This window comes from Flavihumibacter fluminis (assembly GCF_021491375.1).
Taxonomy (GTDB): Bacteria; Bacteroidota; Bacteroidia; order Chitinophagales; family Chitinophagaceae; genus Flavihumibacter; species Flavihumibacter fluminis.
In genome coordinates this window covers 229626-247402 of the sequence record NZ_JAKEVY010000004.1, presented here as the reverse complement: position 1 = coordinate 247402, position 17777 = coordinate 229626, and the positions used below count along the sequence as shown (strand labels likewise).

Annotated in this window: 15 protein-coding genes; 4 read left to right on the top strand and 11 right to left on the bottom strand. The window is 42.7% G+C overall.

Annotated features, from left to right (window positions below; genetic code table 11):
- Window positions 1-21: 21 nt before the first annotated feature.
- Genes L0U88_RS16220 through L0U88_RS16185 form a run of 8 tightly spaced genes read right to left on the bottom strand, consistent with a single transcriptional unit; the run spans window position 22 to window position 5869 of the window.
- Complete coding sequence (locus tag L0U88_RS16220; protein ID WP_234867166.1) at window positions 22-1104, bottom strand: hypothetical protein; 1083 nt, start codon at window positions 1102-1104, stop codon at window positions 22-24.
- Window positions 1105-1125: 21 nt separating this feature from the next.
- On the bottom strand, window positions 1126-1776 hold the full coding sequence (locus L0U88_RS16215; protein WP_234867164.1) for a hypothetical protein: 651 nt from the start codon (window positions 1774-1776) through the stop codon (window positions 1126-1128).
- Between the two features lie 23 nt (window positions 1777-1799).
- Window positions 1800-2324 (bottom strand): hypothetical protein, encoded by a 525-nt coding sequence (locus tag L0U88_RS16210; protein WP_234867162.1) that lies wholly within the window; start codon window positions 2322-2324, stop codon window positions 1800-1802.
- Between the two features lie 24 nt (window positions 2325-2348).
- Complete coding sequence (locus tag L0U88_RS16205) at window positions 2349-2966, bottom strand: hypothetical protein (protein WP_234867161.1); 618 nt, start codon at window positions 2964-2966, stop codon at window positions 2349-2351.
- On the bottom strand, window positions 2941-3342 hold the full coding sequence (locus L0U88_RS16200; protein WP_234867159.1) for a hypothetical protein: 402 nt from the start codon (window positions 3340-3342) through the stop codon (window positions 2941-2943). The genes L0U88_RS16205 and L0U88_RS16200 overlap by 26 nt, the downstream gene beginning before the upstream one ends.
- A gap of 12 nt (window positions 3343-3354) precedes the next feature.
- Entirely contained in the window at window positions 3355-4239 is an 885-nt protein-coding gene (locus L0U88_RS16195; protein WP_234867157.1) for a hypothetical protein, read from the bottom strand.
- A 5-nt stretch (window positions 4240-4244) separates the two neighbouring features.
- Complete coding sequence (locus L0U88_RS16190) at window positions 4245-5054, bottom strand: HEAT repeat domain-containing protein (RefSeq protein WP_234867155.1); 810 nt, start codon at window positions 5052-5054, stop codon at window positions 4245-4247.
- Window positions 5055-5062: 8 nt separating this feature from the next.
- The gene (locus L0U88_RS16185) at window positions 5063-5869 is read right to left on the bottom strand and encodes a hypothetical protein (protein ID WP_234867154.1); all 807 of its coding nucleotides are present in this window, start codon (window positions 5867-5869) and stop codon (window positions 5063-5065) included.
- A 274-nt stretch (window positions 5870-6143) separates the two neighbouring features.
- On the opposite strand from L0U88_RS16185, the gene L0U88_RS16180 reads away from it, so the two are divergent.
- Complete coding sequence (locus tag L0U88_RS16180; protein ID WP_234867152.1) at window positions 6144-6734, top strand: hypothetical protein; 591 nt, start codon at window positions 6144-6146, stop codon at window positions 6732-6734.
- 87 nt (window positions 6735-6821) lie between these two features.
- Here L0U88_RS16180 and L0U88_RS16175 read toward each other — a convergent pair whose 3' ends face one another.
- Both L0U88_RS16175 and L0U88_RS16170 read right to left on the bottom strand, forming a co-directional pair.
- Window positions 6822-7916, bottom strand: coding sequence for a hypothetical protein (locus tag L0U88_RS16175; protein WP_234867150.1), 1095 nt, complete (start codon window positions 7914-7916; stop codon window positions 6822-6824).
- A 123-nt stretch (window positions 7917-8039) separates the two neighbouring features.
- Window positions 8040-11330 carry a S41 family peptidase gene (locus tag L0U88_RS16170; protein ID WP_234867148.1) on the bottom strand — a complete coding sequence of 1097 codons (3291 nt, stop codon included), beginning with the start codon at window positions 11328-11330 and terminating at the stop codon, window positions 8040-8042.
- A gap of 116 nt (window positions 11331-11446) precedes the next feature.
- Here L0U88_RS16170 and L0U88_RS16165 point away from each other — a divergent pair, with 116 nt between their 5' ends.
- Complete coding sequence (locus tag L0U88_RS16165) at window positions 11447-11935, top strand: hypothetical protein (RefSeq protein ID WP_234867146.1); 489 nt, start codon at window positions 11447-11449, stop codon at window positions 11933-11935.
- Here L0U88_RS16165 and L0U88_RS16160 read toward each other — a convergent pair.
- Complete coding sequence (locus L0U88_RS16160; RefSeq protein WP_234867144.1) at window positions 11914-12912, bottom strand: LacI family DNA-binding transcriptional regulator; 999 nt, start codon at window positions 12910-12912, stop codon at window positions 11914-11916. The two genes, L0U88_RS16165 and L0U88_RS16160, sit on opposite strands and share 22 nt — an antisense overlap.
- A 296-nt stretch (window positions 12913-13208) precedes the next feature.
- Here L0U88_RS16160 and L0U88_RS16155 point away from each other — a divergent pair, with 296 nt between their 5' ends.
- Both L0U88_RS16155 and L0U88_RS16150 read left to right on the top strand, forming a co-directional pair.
- Window positions 13209-16205: a SusC/RagA family TonB-linked outer membrane protein gene (locus tag L0U88_RS16155; RefSeq protein WP_234867142.1), complete on the top strand. Its 2997-nt coding sequence runs from the start codon at window positions 13209-13211 to the stop codon at window positions 16203-16205.
- Window positions 16206-16225: 20 nt separating this feature from the next.
- Window positions 16226-17746, top strand: coding sequence for a RagB/SusD family nutrient uptake outer membrane protein (locus L0U88_RS16150; RefSeq protein ID WP_234867140.1), 1521 nt, complete (start codon window positions 16226-16228; stop codon window positions 17744-17746).
- The last annotated feature ends 31 nt before the right edge of the window (window positions 17747-17777 follow it).

The following is a 17777-nucleotide window of genomic DNA, read 5'->3' as shown; positions in this document are numbered from 1 at the left end:
AGTGCTGTTTGAAAAGATTTATCACCACCACCTTACTGGCTCTGGTGAAGTGTCTTTTTTAAAAAATGTGTTGTCTATTTCAATAGATAATTCCATTGCTTCACTTTTTCTAATTTCCACTATATATTTTTTGGCATCCTGCCTTATTTGATTCCTGATTTTAGAATATGCTTTACATGGGTTATTCCAGATTGCCAGCACGAGATTCCTCTTAATATCGCGACTTTCGTTTATGCATGGCATGAAAGGCTTTCTGTTTAGTATGAAACTTAATATTTTGGCACTTCTCTCATTTTGATAACTCGCTACGGAATTAAAGAAGATTTCTGAATCGAAATAGAATCCTTTGCAAATATTTCTGTAAAATATTCTGCGGGAATATTTTTCATATATATCCAGGTAAGAATCATCCGGAAAATTTTCCATTAATGAGAAAGAATGATTTGACAACCATAAAATATTATCAGATAGCATTTGTTTAATAAAGGGGATGTCTTCTGGTTTTTTATAAGAGGCTAAAACATATAGTGCTTTTTCGTAGTGTTCGAACTGGTCATAAAAGTTCCGCTCCCGATTAAGCATTTTTTTAATAATCGGGTAATAGGTTTCATTCAATTCGACATGTCCTATTTTGTCAAATGCACTATTGAGGTAAGAGTGATGTAAGATTATTTCCCTGATGGTTGTGTTTAATGCTGCCGTATCAGTCCATTTGCCATTATGTAGCATCTCATCAGATACCCGATGATGAACGATACCCCATTCACCCTCGTTTACTGCCACTATCGCAGTATCTGATAAGTGATTCATAATAAGGTGAAAATGATCGAAACCAGGTCTTTCCAGCATCTCTCTAAGTGCAACTGCGCGTAAAACAGGATGTTCGGATTGGCTTAATTTTTCTAATTCTTTATCGGTAGCGTTCCTTTCTATGAATTTCGTATTGCTATCATATCCAACTATACCCTGCTCAACTGCCTTTCGTAAATACGGCTGTAAAGATTGGCTGAAATCTCTTATCGCAAAGGAATTACCACTGCTATTTGAACAGGCCACTAGCAATGGTATTACGACCGCAGAAATAAATAGTATCCTATGGTTCATTTGGGATGGAGTTGGTTAAAGTTATTTATTGGATAATTCAGTCGTTCCATAGTGAACTCCAACTTCTAAAAAAAACTGCTTAAGTAGTTTTAACTTATCAGTACAGGATTCGCCTAAATCAATTATTGTTGAACTGGTTTCCCAATTATCACATTCAAAGCAAATCTCAATGAAATCATAAACCTGGTTGTTTTGATCGATAAACAGGATGGCATTTCTGGGGTTGTAGCAGGTTGGAATGCTGCCTGTTAAGAAAACACCCTTGGGAGGGGTGTAGGTTGATTTTTTTCCGTAATTGTACAACAAATCTGTCAGTATATCTATCTGTGACGAACGTAGTGTGATGATTTCGAAAAGTTTACTATAGCAAACAGTATCATTCATTCGGGGTAAACTGTCCCTGTAATAGTTTAGATCATCAGTTGAATTATTTTTAAAGGATACCAATTGTATGGTAGAAGCATTAGAGAAAGGGTATTTTTTACTACGTTCCGCAGGAGTTAGCGCATACACCTTTCCACATTTCCTGCTTTCTTCATAGAGTATTTGCTCCTGTGCGGATAATGGCCTGCCAAATTGCTTTTCACTAAATGTTCTGTAACTACGGCAGGAAATCATCATAGTAGTTAAAATAAATAAAACCAGGTAGTCAGATAATTTGGATCCTTGCATGGTGGTTTGTTGCGTTGAATAATTTAATCATAAGTCCACTCCATTATTGTCAATACATTATTCTCTCTATCAATTGAAACAATTATAAAATAATAGGTATAACACCAGCTTTCCGGAATTAATAGCTTTTTATCATCAGGACTGAACCAGTCTTTTGATAGTACATAAAAGTAATTGTCATCTCCAAATTGTTGATGAATCTCCAGATACCTGTTAAGCAATGTTTTAAATTCGTCCTTATCATTACCCCAATCTGGTTCATTTGAGAAATCAAGTAGAAATTGTCTTGTTTTTTCTTTGTTTAATTTTCTGAAGTCGGATATGGATATTTTTTCAATATTGAATGCTTGACGTAAATAACCTATGCCTGGTTCTTTTTTTACGCAGTCACGTAAACTGTCATAAGAGAGGTTTTTTGATCGGATGAACCTGTCTACTATTTCATCATTGTTTATTTCTGCCTCTAATACAACAGCAAATTCAGTCAGGTTGATGCCTTGAAATTCTTCATCAATTTCTAAATGCCTGTTAAGTTCGAAGCTGATCATCAGAATTTGTTTCTAAATCAGATATTATTTCAAGTCACTGTATATATCAAACTTATCAAAAGCGATTTTCCCAAATTCTTTGGTGGTTTTAATGTTCGTCTCCATCTTATCAGGCTCGGTTGTATGATAATAGACACCGCCATCCTTGTTTAAATACCAGTTCTTATCCGCAGTAGAATATTTAAAGGTGATGATTCTTGTCCAGCGCCAGGCGCTTCCACCATAATGCTCAATAGAGAAGTAACCCTTTTTGATGACTATACCCATATAGGGATCGCCCATCATTCCGCCGCAGTTTACACAATACACCGCATTGTCATTCCGGGCCGCGAGTGTAAAGCTCTTGTTTGCCTGGCCGATTAAAATCAACAGCGGTCTTTTTACTGTATGATCCACATCATTTGCCATCGAGTCTTCCCCATTTATTTTCAACACCAATAGTTTATCAGGATATTTATCAAGATTTAAATCTCCTGTTGCGGAATCTAGTAGGGAGTAGCCCTCGGGGATAAATTTTTCGATACCTCCCTGCTTTTCATTCATACTGACGCTTGATTGAGCAAATCCAAATGTCTTAATAAATAAAATAAAAATTACAATCACCGCAATATTAAGGTTAGTTTGTTTTCTTCTTTTCCTCATAGTCCAGTTTCATATCTATGATTGTATCAAGATTTAGAATCAAATACAGCAATAATAATCCAATTGATAAGCCATTTAAAGGAGGTGATTGGATGGGTCCAATCCTAAAATAGAAAGTGGATATGCCAGCGGTCATTGAAAGTAATCCAAATGTTCCTGCAAGAAAAAATACCCCTGTTAAAATGACTGTCTTTGTGAAATTTGTAAAATAGAAATAGATAATAATTAGAAGAAATACTATAGTAACAAAGTGCTGCCATTGTGCAGTTGCTTCATCCCTAAATAAATTGATCCAGCCTGTAATTACAAATCCTAAAGCAATTAGTATCGTTATTCCTAGTAATATTCTTTTCTTCATTTTGTTATCAGTGGTCATTGGAAAGGGGTATCATTTATTCAGTTTTTCTTTGAATATCTTCTTGTCCCATGCAATAAGAATTGCTTCTAATTTTTCGTCTCGTTTTAGAAATTCCTGAACGGTTACATTTATTGGTTTATCAGATTGATTTGTGCTGAGAAATGCTATCTGTTCGTTATATAATTCAGTAATAATATTCCAATCTCCAACTGGAATGCCGACTTTAAGCCACAAAAATTCTTTTGTAGTAATTTCTCCTATTTTATTTACCAATTTTATTTTTTTAACCATATTTCTGGCAGAAAAGGAAGCTTCAAAGTATCCTCTGTAATAGTTGTTGGCCCCTCCTTTATCCAGGTAAAATATATTCGCTTTTAGTACGTCTTCCAAGGTTATTTCTGTATTGGAAATACAATCGGTGAAGACTATTCTATGTTCACCATCATTCCTATAATCATGATGATTAGTAACAATAGCTCCAGCAAATTGATGGTCATTTATTTCAATACTGATGATATCCCCCGTTTTGAAGTAGCATTGTCTAACTACAACTCTCTTTCGTTTAAGTGGACTGGGACGTGGGGTCTGAATTTTTAAAATAAACTCAGATAATACTTTAATTCTTTTTTGCAACTGTTTTTTGTCTTCAGCCCATAAAGACATCCATTTGTCATTTGTGGCCGCCTTCACCTTTTCCAAAGTATATGCTTCCAACTCTCCGCACATCCATTGTCCATAGGCGATTCCTGTCCAGATTTCTGAGTAGTACTCCTGAAATTTATTCGGTTGATGCTCTTTTTCCAGGTGTTTGCGTATTTTCTTAATATCATGACCGGAATTATACAATTCTTTGAATTCCGTCCAAACGTCAACCGTAGTATCATTCTGTAATATGCCGGTACCCCAGGTGCCCATTTGGTTTATTTATTTAATTCTTTTGCAAACTCGTTATCACTTTTTGTTGGACTATTTTCCAGCGCCAGGATAATTACATCTTTTAGATCTTCGTTCGTTAGGTACTGTTCTAGAGTAGGTTTTAGATTAGCCATTTTTTGTTGTGCAATTGCGGATATTACCCAGCCTTTTGATTCCATTTCCCAGGATGAGAGGAATTCAATCAATTTAGCTTGTAGTTTTTCGTATTTTTCAAAATATGAGAGTATTTGTATGGCAAATATCTGCTCAGTTCTGATTGGCGAATCAATAAATTTCCAGCTGGTTTTTTTGACGCTTTCAACATCATAGGTAATATACTTATTGATTAACAGAGATACTGGAAGTCCATCCGGCGGCGAAGTTAAAAGCTTAAATAAGGGTTCCGCAGAATTGGGTGCTTTGTTTTCCATTAGCGCGGTGGAACACCAGGTTTTAAGCAGTGAGTTTTCATCTGAGTTGATTCTTTTAATCAGTTCTGTATTAAAGCTTGTATCCCTGGCCAAACCTATGAGTCTGTACCCCAATGCCCGCTTATTCGAATCTGGTGAATTAAAGAGCACTGCTATATTGGTGATGTAATCATTGCAATAGCTGAAATCGTTCAATGAATCTACTGCCTCTAATTCGAATAGTAGATTATTTATTCCGGAAAATTCTTTAATTGTTGCCTTTTCCTGGTGAGCTATTTTGCTGATTTCATTTAATAATTGTGATGGCACTTTACAGCTTTTCTTTTCTATCAGCGAACAGGAATGAAGTGAGAATAAGATAATAGGTAAGTATATTAATTTCATAATTTTAATTAGTAAGTTCCCATAAACCAGTTTAAAGTAATACTATCCAAACTCATGTATTCCTTTGGTAAACTACGCAGTATTTTACCCTGATCTTTATTGGGATTAAGCGTTGGTTTAAGTGTCTTTATGAATGTTTTATTTTCTGGATCCAGTTGATATAAATATTCAATTGTATCGATCTGTGTTCCGACCCAAGTAAATTTGTATAATCCTGCTGCCCCAGGGTGATCATATGTTAGTCCGAGAATTGTTTTTTCTTCTGGATAAAATGTGGGGTTTAGAAATATATAGGGTGATGTAAAGGCACCTGTTTGTTGTTGGTACAGGTAAACATGATAAACATCTGCTAAACAGCAACCCGAAGAAGGATAGGTGTGGACAATATAATCATTGAAAGAATCCCCATTAATGTCTCTGATAGTGTCATTGAGATAATTCAACTTCCATTCGGTTCTTTCTGCAATCAGTTTAAAATTGTTTTTTTCTATACTATAAATAGTTAATGCTACCTCGGCTGGTGTAACTCTTCGAATTAAGAGATGTTTGTTGTTTTCATCAAAGAGATTCCCCATGACTAATGCCGTTTTTATTTCCTCTGATGAGTCTTCATATGGCTGATAGAATTCATAACTGAATGATGTTTTTGCCTTATTCTGGTCTGCAATAACTAGCGCATCAGCTAGTGTTTGAAGAATGAGTAAACTATCTGCGTTCTTCGTTTCCACTGAAACCAGCTGGTTTGCCTGTTTAGGCGATTCATTACAACCTGTAAGCGCTGTAATTAGAATAATTGCGAGGATTGTTTTTACCACTACTATTTGTTTTCCAAATCGGAGTTGTTTTCGGATTCGGGTAATGCTTCGCCACCTGAGTCCCGGAGAGGGGTCAAAGGATAAGTTTGACAATATAGATATTCCCCTGGATTGATGCAAGTGACTGCTTGTGATTCAATTGATTCAATTCAATCGGTTGATAATGCACTGATTATTATTAGTTTATTAGATATTATACGTAGGATGTACGTAAGCATATTGAAAGATTAATGAAAGATGTGTTTATTTCTTATATTACACTAAATCAATATCTATGGCAATCGTACAGAACAATTTGCTCTTCCATAATTTCCATGGCAAGTTTGGAAAAAGCATGGTATTTCGGGTGGTGCGTGGTAAAACAATCGTCAGTAAATACCCCGATATGAGCCGAGTGGAGCGTTCCCCCGATCAAAAGGCCTATAATAATCTATTTCGGGAAGCAGTTCAACATGCAAAGTCTGAACTCATAGACCCTAACACCAAAGCAGCAGTGTTGAATCGGATGAAAAGGAATCCCAAATTGAAGGATCGGAACCCTATGAATGTGTTGGTGTCTGAGTATTTAAGAGAACGTTCCTATATCATGTCCAGGGAGGAAGCCTCAATGCTGGTAGTACAATACAATCAAAAATACCAGTTGAACGAAAGACAATCGGCTGCACTGAAATTCCTTCTTATCTATGGGGAAATAAACAACACACTCTATTTACAGATCAATAAAGTTTCCCGACCAACCGCTACCCGTGATTTGGCAGATTTAGTCACAAAAGGTATCCTCCTTTCTAAAGGAAAAGGTCCGGCTACCAGCTATAAATTGCAGGATAAATTACTTGATGAGTCAATTAACCTATTCAAAAATTGAATCAAACAGGCAGCATAATTGAATCAAAACAAGTTTTAATTGAATCAGAATTGAATCAAATCCGATGAATTGAATCAGCTAGCGCGTTCACTCTTTCAACAACTCCGGATTTACCAGCCGGATCATCGCACTGCTTTGCTCATTGGCGAAGAGCCTGGCCTCAAATCTCTTGTCGCCCACAATCGCTACCATAAAGGAAGTGTTCGGGGGGATGCTTCCCAGGTTCTCGGCTACCATTACCAGCTCATTGTCCGCCTGCAGATCAGCCGCATTGATCTTAATCGTATAAGCCTCCTCCGTTAACCGGATATTTTTAAATAACAACCTGCCATTCAGGAAAAGCGCTATAGAATCACCATCCACCTGGGCATTGTCGTAAAAGCGCAGCTCAATTGTCTTAGCCGTGATAGGGATCACCGTTTGCAGGACATTCTTACGGGTTGTGAATTTCTTTTCCACCACATCTATGGGTGCAGTTGCCACTGGAGCAGGAGCTGGTGTGGTTGCAACAGGAGCAGGGGTAGGGTTTGCAGCACCCGGCTCGGGAGCACTCACAGCAGGCGGAGGATTGCTCTTACCCGGAGCAACTATCACCATCACAGGTTTCATATTCTTCTCCTCAGGAAAATTCACTTTCGCCGTAATCTGTGATATACTATCAATCAGGATCGGATCATTACCCCCCACGAAATAATTATCTATGATGAAATCCCACTCATCATTGAAGATGGGTTTGGACATTTTCTGGAGATGAACTTCCCCATTTTTACTGTTTTGTTTATCGCGACTTGAACTGGTGCCATCAAGGTACATTTCCTCGCCCCCCGGACAATTAAAATCTGCTACCATCATCTGTGCACCGGCATCCGGCCGAAGTTGCATAATACCTCCGGTGCCATAATCATCCAGCAACATCTCATCCCACCAGATCACTGAATTGGTATTGGGATCAAAATGCCCGCGTAAACTGTATCGCTTGTACTTGTTCTTCTTCTGGTAATAATAGGCAACCCCAACTAACTCATCTCCCGATTTCACAATCTTCACTTCTGCCTGCTGCCCCTTGATCTTGCCCCTCCACACACCCGTAATGGTTTGTGCATGGACGCTGAAAGAAATAGCCAAAAACAATAGACTGAGTATAAAAAAAGGGCGGCGACTGATTCCGGAGGAGTTCTTCATGTTGGATAGTTTCACGCTCCAAACTAACGAAGGAATCCCCCAAAATCGTTCGCCACCCCTTATTTTTATCTTTCCCTTAAGGAAATCCACCTTTCTCACGTCTCACGTCTGACGTCTCACCTCTTAAAATGCCTTCTTTTCATTGATCGTCTTCAACATCTCCTTAACCGCCGCCTCGATCTGTGCATCCTTTCCATTCAGGAAATCTTCGTACGAAAGTGGTACCCTTATATCCGGCTCCAGTTGTAAATTCTCGGTAGGTCTTCCTTCCTTGCCAATTGTTGCAACCATAGGAATGCCAAATACAATAGTCGGATCAATCTGTGTCTCCCACCATACTGCTGTACCTGTTCCCGGAACCGGCATGCCGATCAGTTTACCCACGCCCTGCTGCTTGTACACATAAGGGAAGATAAAGGCATCGGAATAGTTGCCCTCACTCATCACCACACAGCTGGGTTTGCTCCACCTGCCGGCCGGCTCCCCATCTTTCAGGCGATTGCCCTGGGGCGCAAAATCCAGGTACCGTTTGGCACTCAGGAATGTCAGCAGGTCGTCGTGCAACCAGCCACCTCCATTGAAGCGGGTATCCACAATCAGTGCTTCTTTGTCACCATTTTTACCCAGCACTGCATCAAAAGTGTTTCTGAAACTGCCATCGTTCATGCCCTGCACATGCACATAACCCACTTTACCTCCACTGAGTTTGTTCACCATCGCATCCATCTTCTTTACCCAGCGTTTGTACATTAGAGATGCCTCATCCTGGAAGCTGATCGGTTTGGTGGATTCCTCCCAGCGTTTGCCGGATGTTGGATCATACAAACTGAGCAAGGTATTCTTCTCTGCTTTGCGATTCAATAAAGCTGTCCAGTCGTTCTCCTGGCTGATTGACACGCCATCAATCTTTTCGATCACCACACCCGCTTTCACTTTACTTTCTGCACGATCCAGTGGTCCGCCTTCTATCACCTCCGTTACGATCAGGCCATTGCCGCCCTTGCTTTCATCATAGAGCAGGCCGAGTGCTGCAGTGGCATCGGGGTTTTGCATTTGCGGACTATAACGTCCTCCTGTATGCGAAGCATTCAGTTCACCCAGGAGTTCACTCAGCAGTTCCTGGAAATCATAGTTATTGCTGATATGGGGCAGGAAACGTGCATAGTCTTTTTTCAGTCCCTCCCAATCAATGCCGTGTATCTTGGGATCATAGAATTTCTTCTGTACCTGTCTCCAGGCATGATCAAAAATATATTCGCGCTCTGCCGCGGCATTTAAGACCATTTCGCCGTCAATGGAAATTGGACTAATCTTACCTGCCTCATCAATCTTCACCAGGGCACCGCGATTGGTTACAAACAGACTCTTACCATCCTTGCTCATCTGGATACCACTAGGTGTACCACCAAGTTTGGCCAGTATCTTGGTTTCCTTGGTGCGCGGTTCTGTAACCCAGAGATCATACCCTTTCTCAAAAGCCGCCAGGTAATAGATCTTAGAACCATCTTTGTTCACTGCATAATCCGCAATGGAGCTGGAATTAATGGTGAGCCTTGCCACCCTGTTCTCCAAATTCTCCAACAAGGGTGTCCACTTCGGTTTTTCCTCTTCAGGCGCCTTCACCTCCTTCTTCCCTTTCTTCCCTTCTCCTTTTCCTCCCTTCTCCATTACCCCCTCTTCCTTTTTTCCCTCTTCCTTTCCTCCATTCTTCCTCTCCTCCACCAACGCATACTCTTCCTTACTCAACTTAAACTTATCATAGAGGTCCTGGTCTAAAAACCCTGCATATATATCCACTTCCCTGCTGCCCTGCATGGCCAGTGATTTCCGGCCTTCTTTGGAACTGGTCCAGAACACTGCTTTACCATCCATGCCCCATTTGGAATTACCCTGACCAAAGCCACTCTTGATCGGATGCTGAATACCTCCGCTGCCATCGGCCTTGATCATGGCCATGTTATCTGAAAACATTTTGCCATCACTGTCATCACTGATGATCCACTGGCCATCGGGACTCCAGTTGAAATCCCAATCCCCATCTGAATAGGAATAATTATGCCCGGTGGGCAGGAGTGTGCGGGTTTTCTTAGTGGCAAGATTATATACTTTCAACTGATTACGCTCTGCTACATACGCGATCTCCTTTCCATCCGGAGAAAACTTCGGCTGGTATTCTTCTTCAGAGGTAGCAATCAGGGGAGTTTCATTTATAACTGTTGCTGCATAGAAATAAGGCTCTTCCGCGCGTGCAATGGTTGCCTGGTAAATATCCCAGTTATCATTACGCTCGGCAGCATAAATCAATGCTTTGCCATCCGGACTCCATTGCACCATTCTTTCCTGCTCTGGCGTATTGGTAATACGTTTGGTTTGTTTGCCTTCTACACTGGTTACAAAGATTTCGCCACGCGTTACAAAGGCAATCTCCTTGCCATTGGGTGATAATGCAAACTGCGTTACGTTTCCATTGATAGATACATTCTTCGTTACACCAGCGCGACCATCATTAAATATTTGAACAGCTAACTTCTTCGGTTGCTCACCCTCTTTCATCGTATAGATCTCACCGTTATAAGTATAACAGAGGGTATTGTCTTTACTCGCAGTTAAATGCCGCACCGGGTGGCGATCCAGTTTGGTCAGCTGTTGTTCCGCCATCCGGTTTAATACAGGTGCCTTGTAAATATTCTGGGTGCCGTTTTTCTCACTCAGGTAATAGATGAACTGGTCATCGCCGCTGAATACCGGCTCCCGATCCTCTCCCTCATAACCAGAGATTTTGCGAAAGGTGTTGGTGGCTGTTTCCATTACCCATATATCGCGGGTAACAGATGAGTTGTGGTGCTTACGCCAGGCATCTTCGTATCCCTTGCGATCCTGGAATACGATCTGAGTACCTTTGCTGTTATAGCGTGCAATATCCATTCCGGCTGAGCTGAGCAGGATATTACGTCCACCTGTAACCGAAACGCTGTATAAATTCTGAAACAAACGCGGACTGTAAAAGCGAATATTCTCTGTAGGAATATTCCTCGCGCTTCCAAAGATCACCTGTTTGTTATCGGGTGAAAAATCAAAAGGAAAATCAGGTGAACTGTGATGTGTTAATCGAACGGGTGCGCCACCTGTTGCAGGCATTACAAATACATCAAAGTTGCCATAACGGTCAGATGCAAACGCAATGCTTTTGCCATCTCTGCTCCAAACCGGCATCATATCCTGTGACTCGTGAATGGTGAGGGGGATGGCAACCCCGCCGGTTGCATCCACGCGATAGATATCGCCCTTGTAACCAAAGGCAATGGTTTTGCCATCCGGACTAATACTGGGATATCTCATCCAAAGCGGATTTTCCTGGGCCTGCAAGCCTGTGCCGAGCAGGCAGACCAACAAAGCCTTATACATGTGTTTCATACTACAGCTGTTTAGAGCATTAAAGTTAAGGATGGATCAATTGCACGCGCCCCATGTTTAAACAAAGCGATTTCAATTGCCCCGATTGATGGAATTTTAATACAAATGATTTTGATATGGCAACACCTGGAATGGTATTAATCGACGCCCTGAGGAAAACAGCTTCCAATCTGAGGAGCGGTGCTTATTATGCCTGGGGCCATCATGGCGGATGCAATTGCGGTAACCTGCTGCAGGTGGTTACCCAACTCAGCAAAGAAGAGATCCTTCAGTATGCACATACGGGGGTAGGAGAGTGGACGGAAATTGCGGAGGAGTATTGCTCGGTAACCAGTGTGCCACTGGGCCTCATGATGACCAAGTTGCAGGAGATCGGGCTTACCCCCACGGATATTCATAATATAGAATACCTGGAGGACCGCGACGTGCTGAATGCCCTGCCTGGTGGGTTTCGCTGGCTGAAACGCAACCAGCGGGAAGATGTGATCCTCTATTTTGAAGCCTTCGCCAACCTGCTGGAAGAAAAGCTATTGCAACAGGTTCCGGTGGAAGCTCTTTTAAAGGAATCCATGAACACCCCGGTTCAGGAGGCGTTTACCACCTGAACCTCCATATAATGTGTCTCGGGCACTATGGGCAGCTGGCGGATGAGTTGAAACAAGAGCGCAGTGGCCGCCTGCCCCATTTCATACCCCGAGGTGCGCACATAAGGAAATTCAAAGGGCAGGTACCGGGGGAGTTCTCCATCGCTGATAGCAGCCAGGTGGAGCTCCTCTGGGATCCGTACCTTCTGTTTATATAAAACAGGCAGGATACCGGAAAGCAGTTCATCACTCATTACAAAAAGTCCGGCCGGCCGGGCCAGAGATTCCCAGGCTTTCTGGAACTGGTCACCTGCTTCTTTTGGATCGTCGGTAATCACGCGTTGAACGCAGTCGTCCTGCCAGTTGTGTTGGCGCAATGTTTCATTAAACCCTTCCAGCCGGTCCTCGGTAATTGAGAGCCGGGTATCGGCAAACACCCCCATGATACGCGAACCTGCTGGCAGCGAGGCAATCAATCGCTCCACAGCAAGGGAAGCAGCTTCCTTACCAGGCATCACCACCTGGTGGGCCAGGGAGTTTTGAACAACCTTATCGAAAAATACAATCGGCACTCCGGCAGCCATCAGCTCCTGGAAATGTTCGATATCGTGGCTTTGGCGGGATAGGGATACCAGCACGCCATCCACCCCCATATTGGCGCAGATCTCGGCGTTTTCAATTTCCCGGTCGAGACTGTCATTGGAGTGGAGAACCAATAAGTTATAGCCCTTGGCGTGGGTTGCTTCTTCCACTGCTTTGATAAGGGAGGGGAAGAAAAAGGAGGCGATTTCGGGAATAATAAGGCCTATGGTGTGACTGCTGCCCCGGCGGAGGTTAATTGCCATGAGGTTTGGCTTGTAGCCCATTTTTTCGGCCAGTTGTTTGATTTCCTGGCGCAGAGAGGCACTGACATCGGGATGGTCGCGCAGGGCCCTGGAAACTGTGGAGGGGTTGATGTTCAGCTTTCTGGCGATATCTTTTATTGTAATACGAGCCACAAAAAAGTTATTTTTTAATAAAAACTTGCTAATTTTAACTCAATATGTATTTTTTACACAACAAACGTTTGCGAAACCGTTTGCAGGTTAAAAGGTAAAAAAACATTGATAAAAAGTTGGAATTTGATTGCTGTTGGTGCTGTGAAAAGCTGGATAAGAAGTTTAAGCAGCGTTTCAACATAGATGATTGCCTATAAAAAACCGGGGTTGTGCCCGGGATTTTTGGGGGTGGGGTTTAAAAAGTTTTATATCAAAATCAATATAAAAACCGTCACGAAAACCAAAACACAACAACTATGACTGTTGCATTGCCACGCTGGGTAAGAGGCCTCTCTATCCTCTTGCTTTGTATGTTCCTCGGCTCCTCTATACAGGCCCAGGAAAGAGTTATTACAGGAAAAATCACAGATTCAAAAGAAGGGACGCCAATTATTGGGGCTACGGTTACCGTAAAAGGAACAACCATTGCAACCTCTACTGAAGTAGATGGTACCTTTCGTTTGGGTGGTGTGCCAGCCGATGCCAAAACACTGGTAATTACTTCGGTTGGATTTGCTACAAGAGAAGTAGCGATTACAGGTTCTGAAATTTCAGTTGCTCTTACTTCCTCTGACGCTGCTTTAAGTGAAGTAGTGGTAGTAGGTTATGGAACAGCTCGTAAAAAAGACCTGACAGGTTCTGTTGCCCAGGTAAAGGAAAAGGATTTCAACCAGGGTATCATGAACGCTCCGGATCAGTTGATCCAGGGTAAGGTAGCTGGTGTTCAGGTACTGAACAACAGTGGTCAGCCAGGCGGACAAACTTCTGTGCGGATTCGGGGTAACTCCTCTGTTCGTGCCGGTGGTCAGCCTCTTTATGTAGTGGATGGAGTTCCCCTGGATGGTCGTTCTGCACGTCCGGGATTGGATGCCCGCGGTTTGGGTGCTTCTCCGGATGCTAACCCGCTGAACTTTTTGAACCCTGCTGATATCGCAAGCATGGACGTATTGAAAGACGCGTCTGCAACTGCGATCTATGGTTCAAGAGGTGCCAATGGTGTTGTTTTGATCACCACCAAAAGAGGTAAGAGCGGTGCTCCTAAAATTGATGTAGGTACTCAGGTTGGTTTCAGTGAAATCCTGAAAAAACTGGAAGTGTTATCTGCAAGTGAATACAGAGATGCACTTTCTACATATAATATTAGTGGTAGCGACTGGGGTGGTAATGTGGATGCGATGGATGCCATCACCCGCAAAGGCCTTTTCCAGAACTACAATGTAAGTGCAAGTGGTGGTAATGAAAATGCCCGCCTGCGGTTGTCTATGGGTTATTATGACCAGGAAGGTATCATCATCAAGTCTGGCATGAAAAAATATACTGCCAACCTGAATGGTAACTTTAAATTCCTGGAAAGCAAAAAACTCGGCTTGGATATCAACGTGATTACTTCACAAGTGGTTGAAGATATCGCACCTGTTGCTACCAACTCCGGTTTTGAAGGAAGTTTGATTGGTCAGGCGCTGCAGTGGAACCCAACCCGTCCGCTTCGCAACCCTGATGGCAGCCTGAATATCAAAGGCGGTGGTTTCCCCAATGCCAACATCAACCCGTTGGCGGCATCTGAAGCTTATTCAGACAATTCCAAAACTACCAATGTACTGGCAAGTGTTTCTCCTTATTTCAAGTTCAATGATCACCTGGAATACCGCATGCTGATGAGTTTGAACTATGGTACCGGTGTTCGTAGAACTGAGATTGCCCGTTGGATCAATATTCCAGGTGTTGAAAACCTCGGATGGGGTAATGTTCAGAATAATGAACTGACTACCCAGCAGATTACACACACATTGAACTATAACAAGCAGTTAACCGATGCCTTGTATTTCTCCGGTACGCTGGGTTATGAATACATGAAATTCCAAAACAAAGGATTTGGTGCAGGTGCAGAAGGATTTACTTCCTCTGCGATTCCTTACACTAACTATCTGCAGGGTTCTAACCAGGCCAACCGTGGTATTGGTTCTTTTGCAGATCCTTCCTCTGAATTGCAGTCTTTCTTTGGTCGCGTGAATGTTAACTGGTTGGATAAATACCTGTTAACTGCTACTTTCCGTGCAGATGGTTCCAACAAATTCGGTTCGAACAACCGTTATGGTTATTTCCCCTCACTGGCTGCTGCCTGGAATATCTCGAATGAAGAGTTCATGAAAGGAAGTACTTTCTTTGATAACCTGAAACTCAGAGTAGGTTGGGGTGTAGTAGGTAACCAGGAATTCCCTGCGGGTGCTGCACAGGATCGTTACGCATACACTGGTGCCAATGGTGCTTTTGCCCTGATCAACGTAGCTAACCCTGATTTGAGATGGGAAAGATCTGAGACCTTCAACTTCGGTTTGGATTACTCAGTTATGAAAGGCAGACTGTCTGGTTCTGTTGAATACTTCATCAAGAATACAACTGACCTGCTTTTCAACTTTGAAGCCAAGCCACCTGCACCTGCTTCCCGTTACTGGGTAAACCTGCCGGGTGAGGTTATCAACTCTGGTCTGGAATTCACTTTGAACTGGGCTGCTATTGAGAAAAAAGACTTCCAGTGGAACGTAGGCATCTTTGCTTCCTTCCTGAAGAATGAATTGAAGAATTATGATGGTCCGGCTGTACTCACTGGTGCTATCAATGGTCAGGGTCTGACTGGTGCCTTCGCACAGCGTATGGCAAATGGTCAGCCTTTGAACGCTTTCTTCATGGGTCGTTTCCTGGGAATCGACAGAGATGGTGCTGCACAGTTTGAGGGTGGTGATCCCAATAACAATGCCAACCGTTTCTTTGTAGGTAATCCAAACCCAACCACCCTGCTCGGTTTCAGTACTACGCTTGCTTACAAAAAGCTTAGCCTGAACATGAACATGAATGGTGCTTTCGGTCACGATATCTATAACAACACAACCCAGGCTACCCTCGCAATCGGTAACCTGAATAATAACCGGAACATTGCGAAAACAGTTTTCAATACTAATTTGTTAGAAAGTACTGCAAACTCTCAACCCGTATCAACCCGTTACCTGGAAAAAGGTGATTATTTCAAAATGGCCAACATGACACTGTCCTACTTTATTGGGGACATTGGCAAGAACTTTAAAGGGGTTAACGTATACCTGACTGGTCAGAACCTGTTTATCCTGACCAACTACAGTGGATTCGATCCCGAAGTGAACACTCCGAAACCTGTTGATGGTGTTCCTTCCTTCGGTATTGAGTACACCCCTTACCCTTCTGCCAGAACATATATGATTGGACTTAGTGTATCACTTTAATTCTTAAATAACTATTTAATATGAGATCTATAATTATTGCAGCAACCTGTTGGATGGGCGTGGGCCTGCTTACGGGTTGTACCAAACTGGATGAAAAACTCAATGCGGAATTAACGCTTGAGGAGGCGCAGGAAATTGCAGATATCAACGGTTTGCTAAGAGGCTGCTACAACTCATTCCGTGGACCCTTCCAGGATCAAACCGGGGTATTTGCCCTTCAGGATATGTCATCTGATGACTGTATCGGACCTACACGTGGTGGTGACTGGGATGATAATGGTGTATGGCGCGTACTGCATACCCACACCTGGGATGCTGAAAACCAGCGTATCCGTGACAACTTCAACAACCTGCTTCAGATTGTGTTTAACACAACCAACCTGTTGACGTTTAGTCCGCCCGCTGATGCTGCTGCACAGGCACTTGCCCTGCGTGCTTATGCCATGTTCTATGTACTGGACCTTTACAACCAGGTTCCTGTACGTGAACCAGGTGAAAACCTGCTGCAGGATCCTCAGGTACTGGTGGGTTCAGAAGCATTGGATAAAATCATCGAAGATCTGGAATCAGCTCAGGCTGATCTTAGTGAAACCGCTGCTCCAACTCAGGCTACCAAGTGGATGGCTAAAACCATGCTCGCTAAAGCCTACCTGAACAGGGGTGTATACGCCAATCGCCTGGCTCCAACTTTTGAAGCAGCTGATATGGATCGCGTGATTGCTCTTTGTGATGAAGTGATCAACAGTGGTAAATTCCAAATTGAAGACGACTTCTTCAGAAACTTTATTCCAACCAATACAGAATCATCTAAGGAAATCATTTTTGCCAATAAAAATGAAATCGGAGATGGTGGTAACGTGCGTTTCCATTTCTATTGCGGAACACACTACAACCAAACTCCTAGTGGATGGAATGGTTTCACTACGCTGGCTAACTTCTACGATAAGTTTGAAGCAGGCGATCAGCGCAGAGGAAGAGAATATCCTGGCTTTACCGATGTAACCGGTATGCGCGTTGGTTTCCTGATTGGTCAGCAGTTTAATGCGGCTGGTGAAGCACTGAAAGATCGTTCCGGTAATAACCTGGTATTCACCCGTGATATTGCTCCGGTAATCAGCGGACAGGTTGAAACTCCTGGTATCCGCGTGGTTAAATATGTTCCCAATATGACAGATGATATCGCCGGTACTGCAAACAATGACTATGTGCTCTTGCGCTATTCTGATGTATTGCTGATGAAGGCAGAAGCGCTGTTCAGAAAAGGTAATGCAGAAGATGCACTGGATATCGTAAATGAGCTGCGCGATAAGAGAGGTGCTTCTGAACTGACTTCGTTGACTGCTGATATCCTGCTGGATGAAAGAGGTCGCGAGTTCTACTGGGAAAGCTGGAGAAGACATGATCTGATCCGTTTTGGTAAGTTCCTGGCCCCTTATGGACCTACCAAGCCTGGTACCTCAGACAACAAATATGTTCTGTTCCCGATTCCTTCCAACGCCCTGGCGGTGAATCCGAATCTGACACAGAATCCTGGCTATTAATTTGGTTTTATCTCTTAAAAAAATGGTCATT

Bases quoted from the DNA above. Each gene is read 5' to 3' on its own strand.
- L0U88_RS16190 (WP_234867155.1), bottom strand. From the start codon at position 5,054: ATGAAATTAATATACTTACCTATTATCTTATTCTCACTTCATTCCTGT.
- L0U88_RS16180 (WP_234867152.1), top strand. From the start codon at position 6,144: ATGGCAATCGTACAGAACAATTTGCTCTTCCATAATTTCCATGGCAAG.
- L0U88_RS16150 (WP_234867140.1), top strand. From the start codon at position 16,226: ATGAGATCTATAATTATTGCAGCAACCTGTTGGATGGGCGTGGGCCTG.
- L0U88_RS16195 (WP_234867157.1), bottom strand. From the start codon at position 4,239: ATGGGCACCTGGGGTACCGGCATATTACAGAATGATACTACGGTTGAC.
- L0U88_RS16200 (WP_234867159.1), bottom strand. From the start codon at position 3,342: ATGACCACTGATAACAAAATGAAGAAAAGAATATTACTAGGAATAACG.
- L0U88_RS16210 (WP_234867162.1), bottom strand. From the start codon at position 2,324: ATGATCAGCTTCGAACTTAACAGGCATTTAGAAATTGATGAAGAATTT.
- L0U88_RS16170 (WP_234867148.1), bottom strand. From the start codon at position 11,330: ATGAAACACATGTATAAGGCTTTGTTGGTCTGCCTGCTCGGCACAGGC.
- L0U88_RS16165 (WP_234867146.1), top strand. From the start codon at position 11,447: ATGGCAACACCTGGAATGGTATTAATCGACGCCCTGAGGAAAACAGCT.
- L0U88_RS16215 (WP_234867164.1), bottom strand. From the start codon at position 1,776: ATGCAAGGATCCAAATTATCTGACTACCTGGTTTTATTTATTTTAACT.
- L0U88_RS16205 (WP_234867161.1), bottom strand. From the start codon at position 2,966: ATGAGGAAAAGAAGAAAACAAACTAACCTTAATATTGCGGTGATTGTA.
- L0U88_RS16175 (WP_234867150.1), bottom strand. From the start codon at position 7,916: ATGAAGAACTCCTCCGGAATCAGTCGCCGCCCTTTTTTTATACTCAGT.
- L0U88_RS16155 (WP_234867142.1), top strand. From the start codon at position 13,209: ATGACTGTTGCATTGCCACGCTGGGTAAGAGGCCTCTCTATCCTCTTG.
- L0U88_RS16220 (WP_234867166.1), bottom strand. From the start codon at position 1,104: ATGAACCATAGGATACTATTTATTTCTGCGGTCGTAATACCATTGCTA.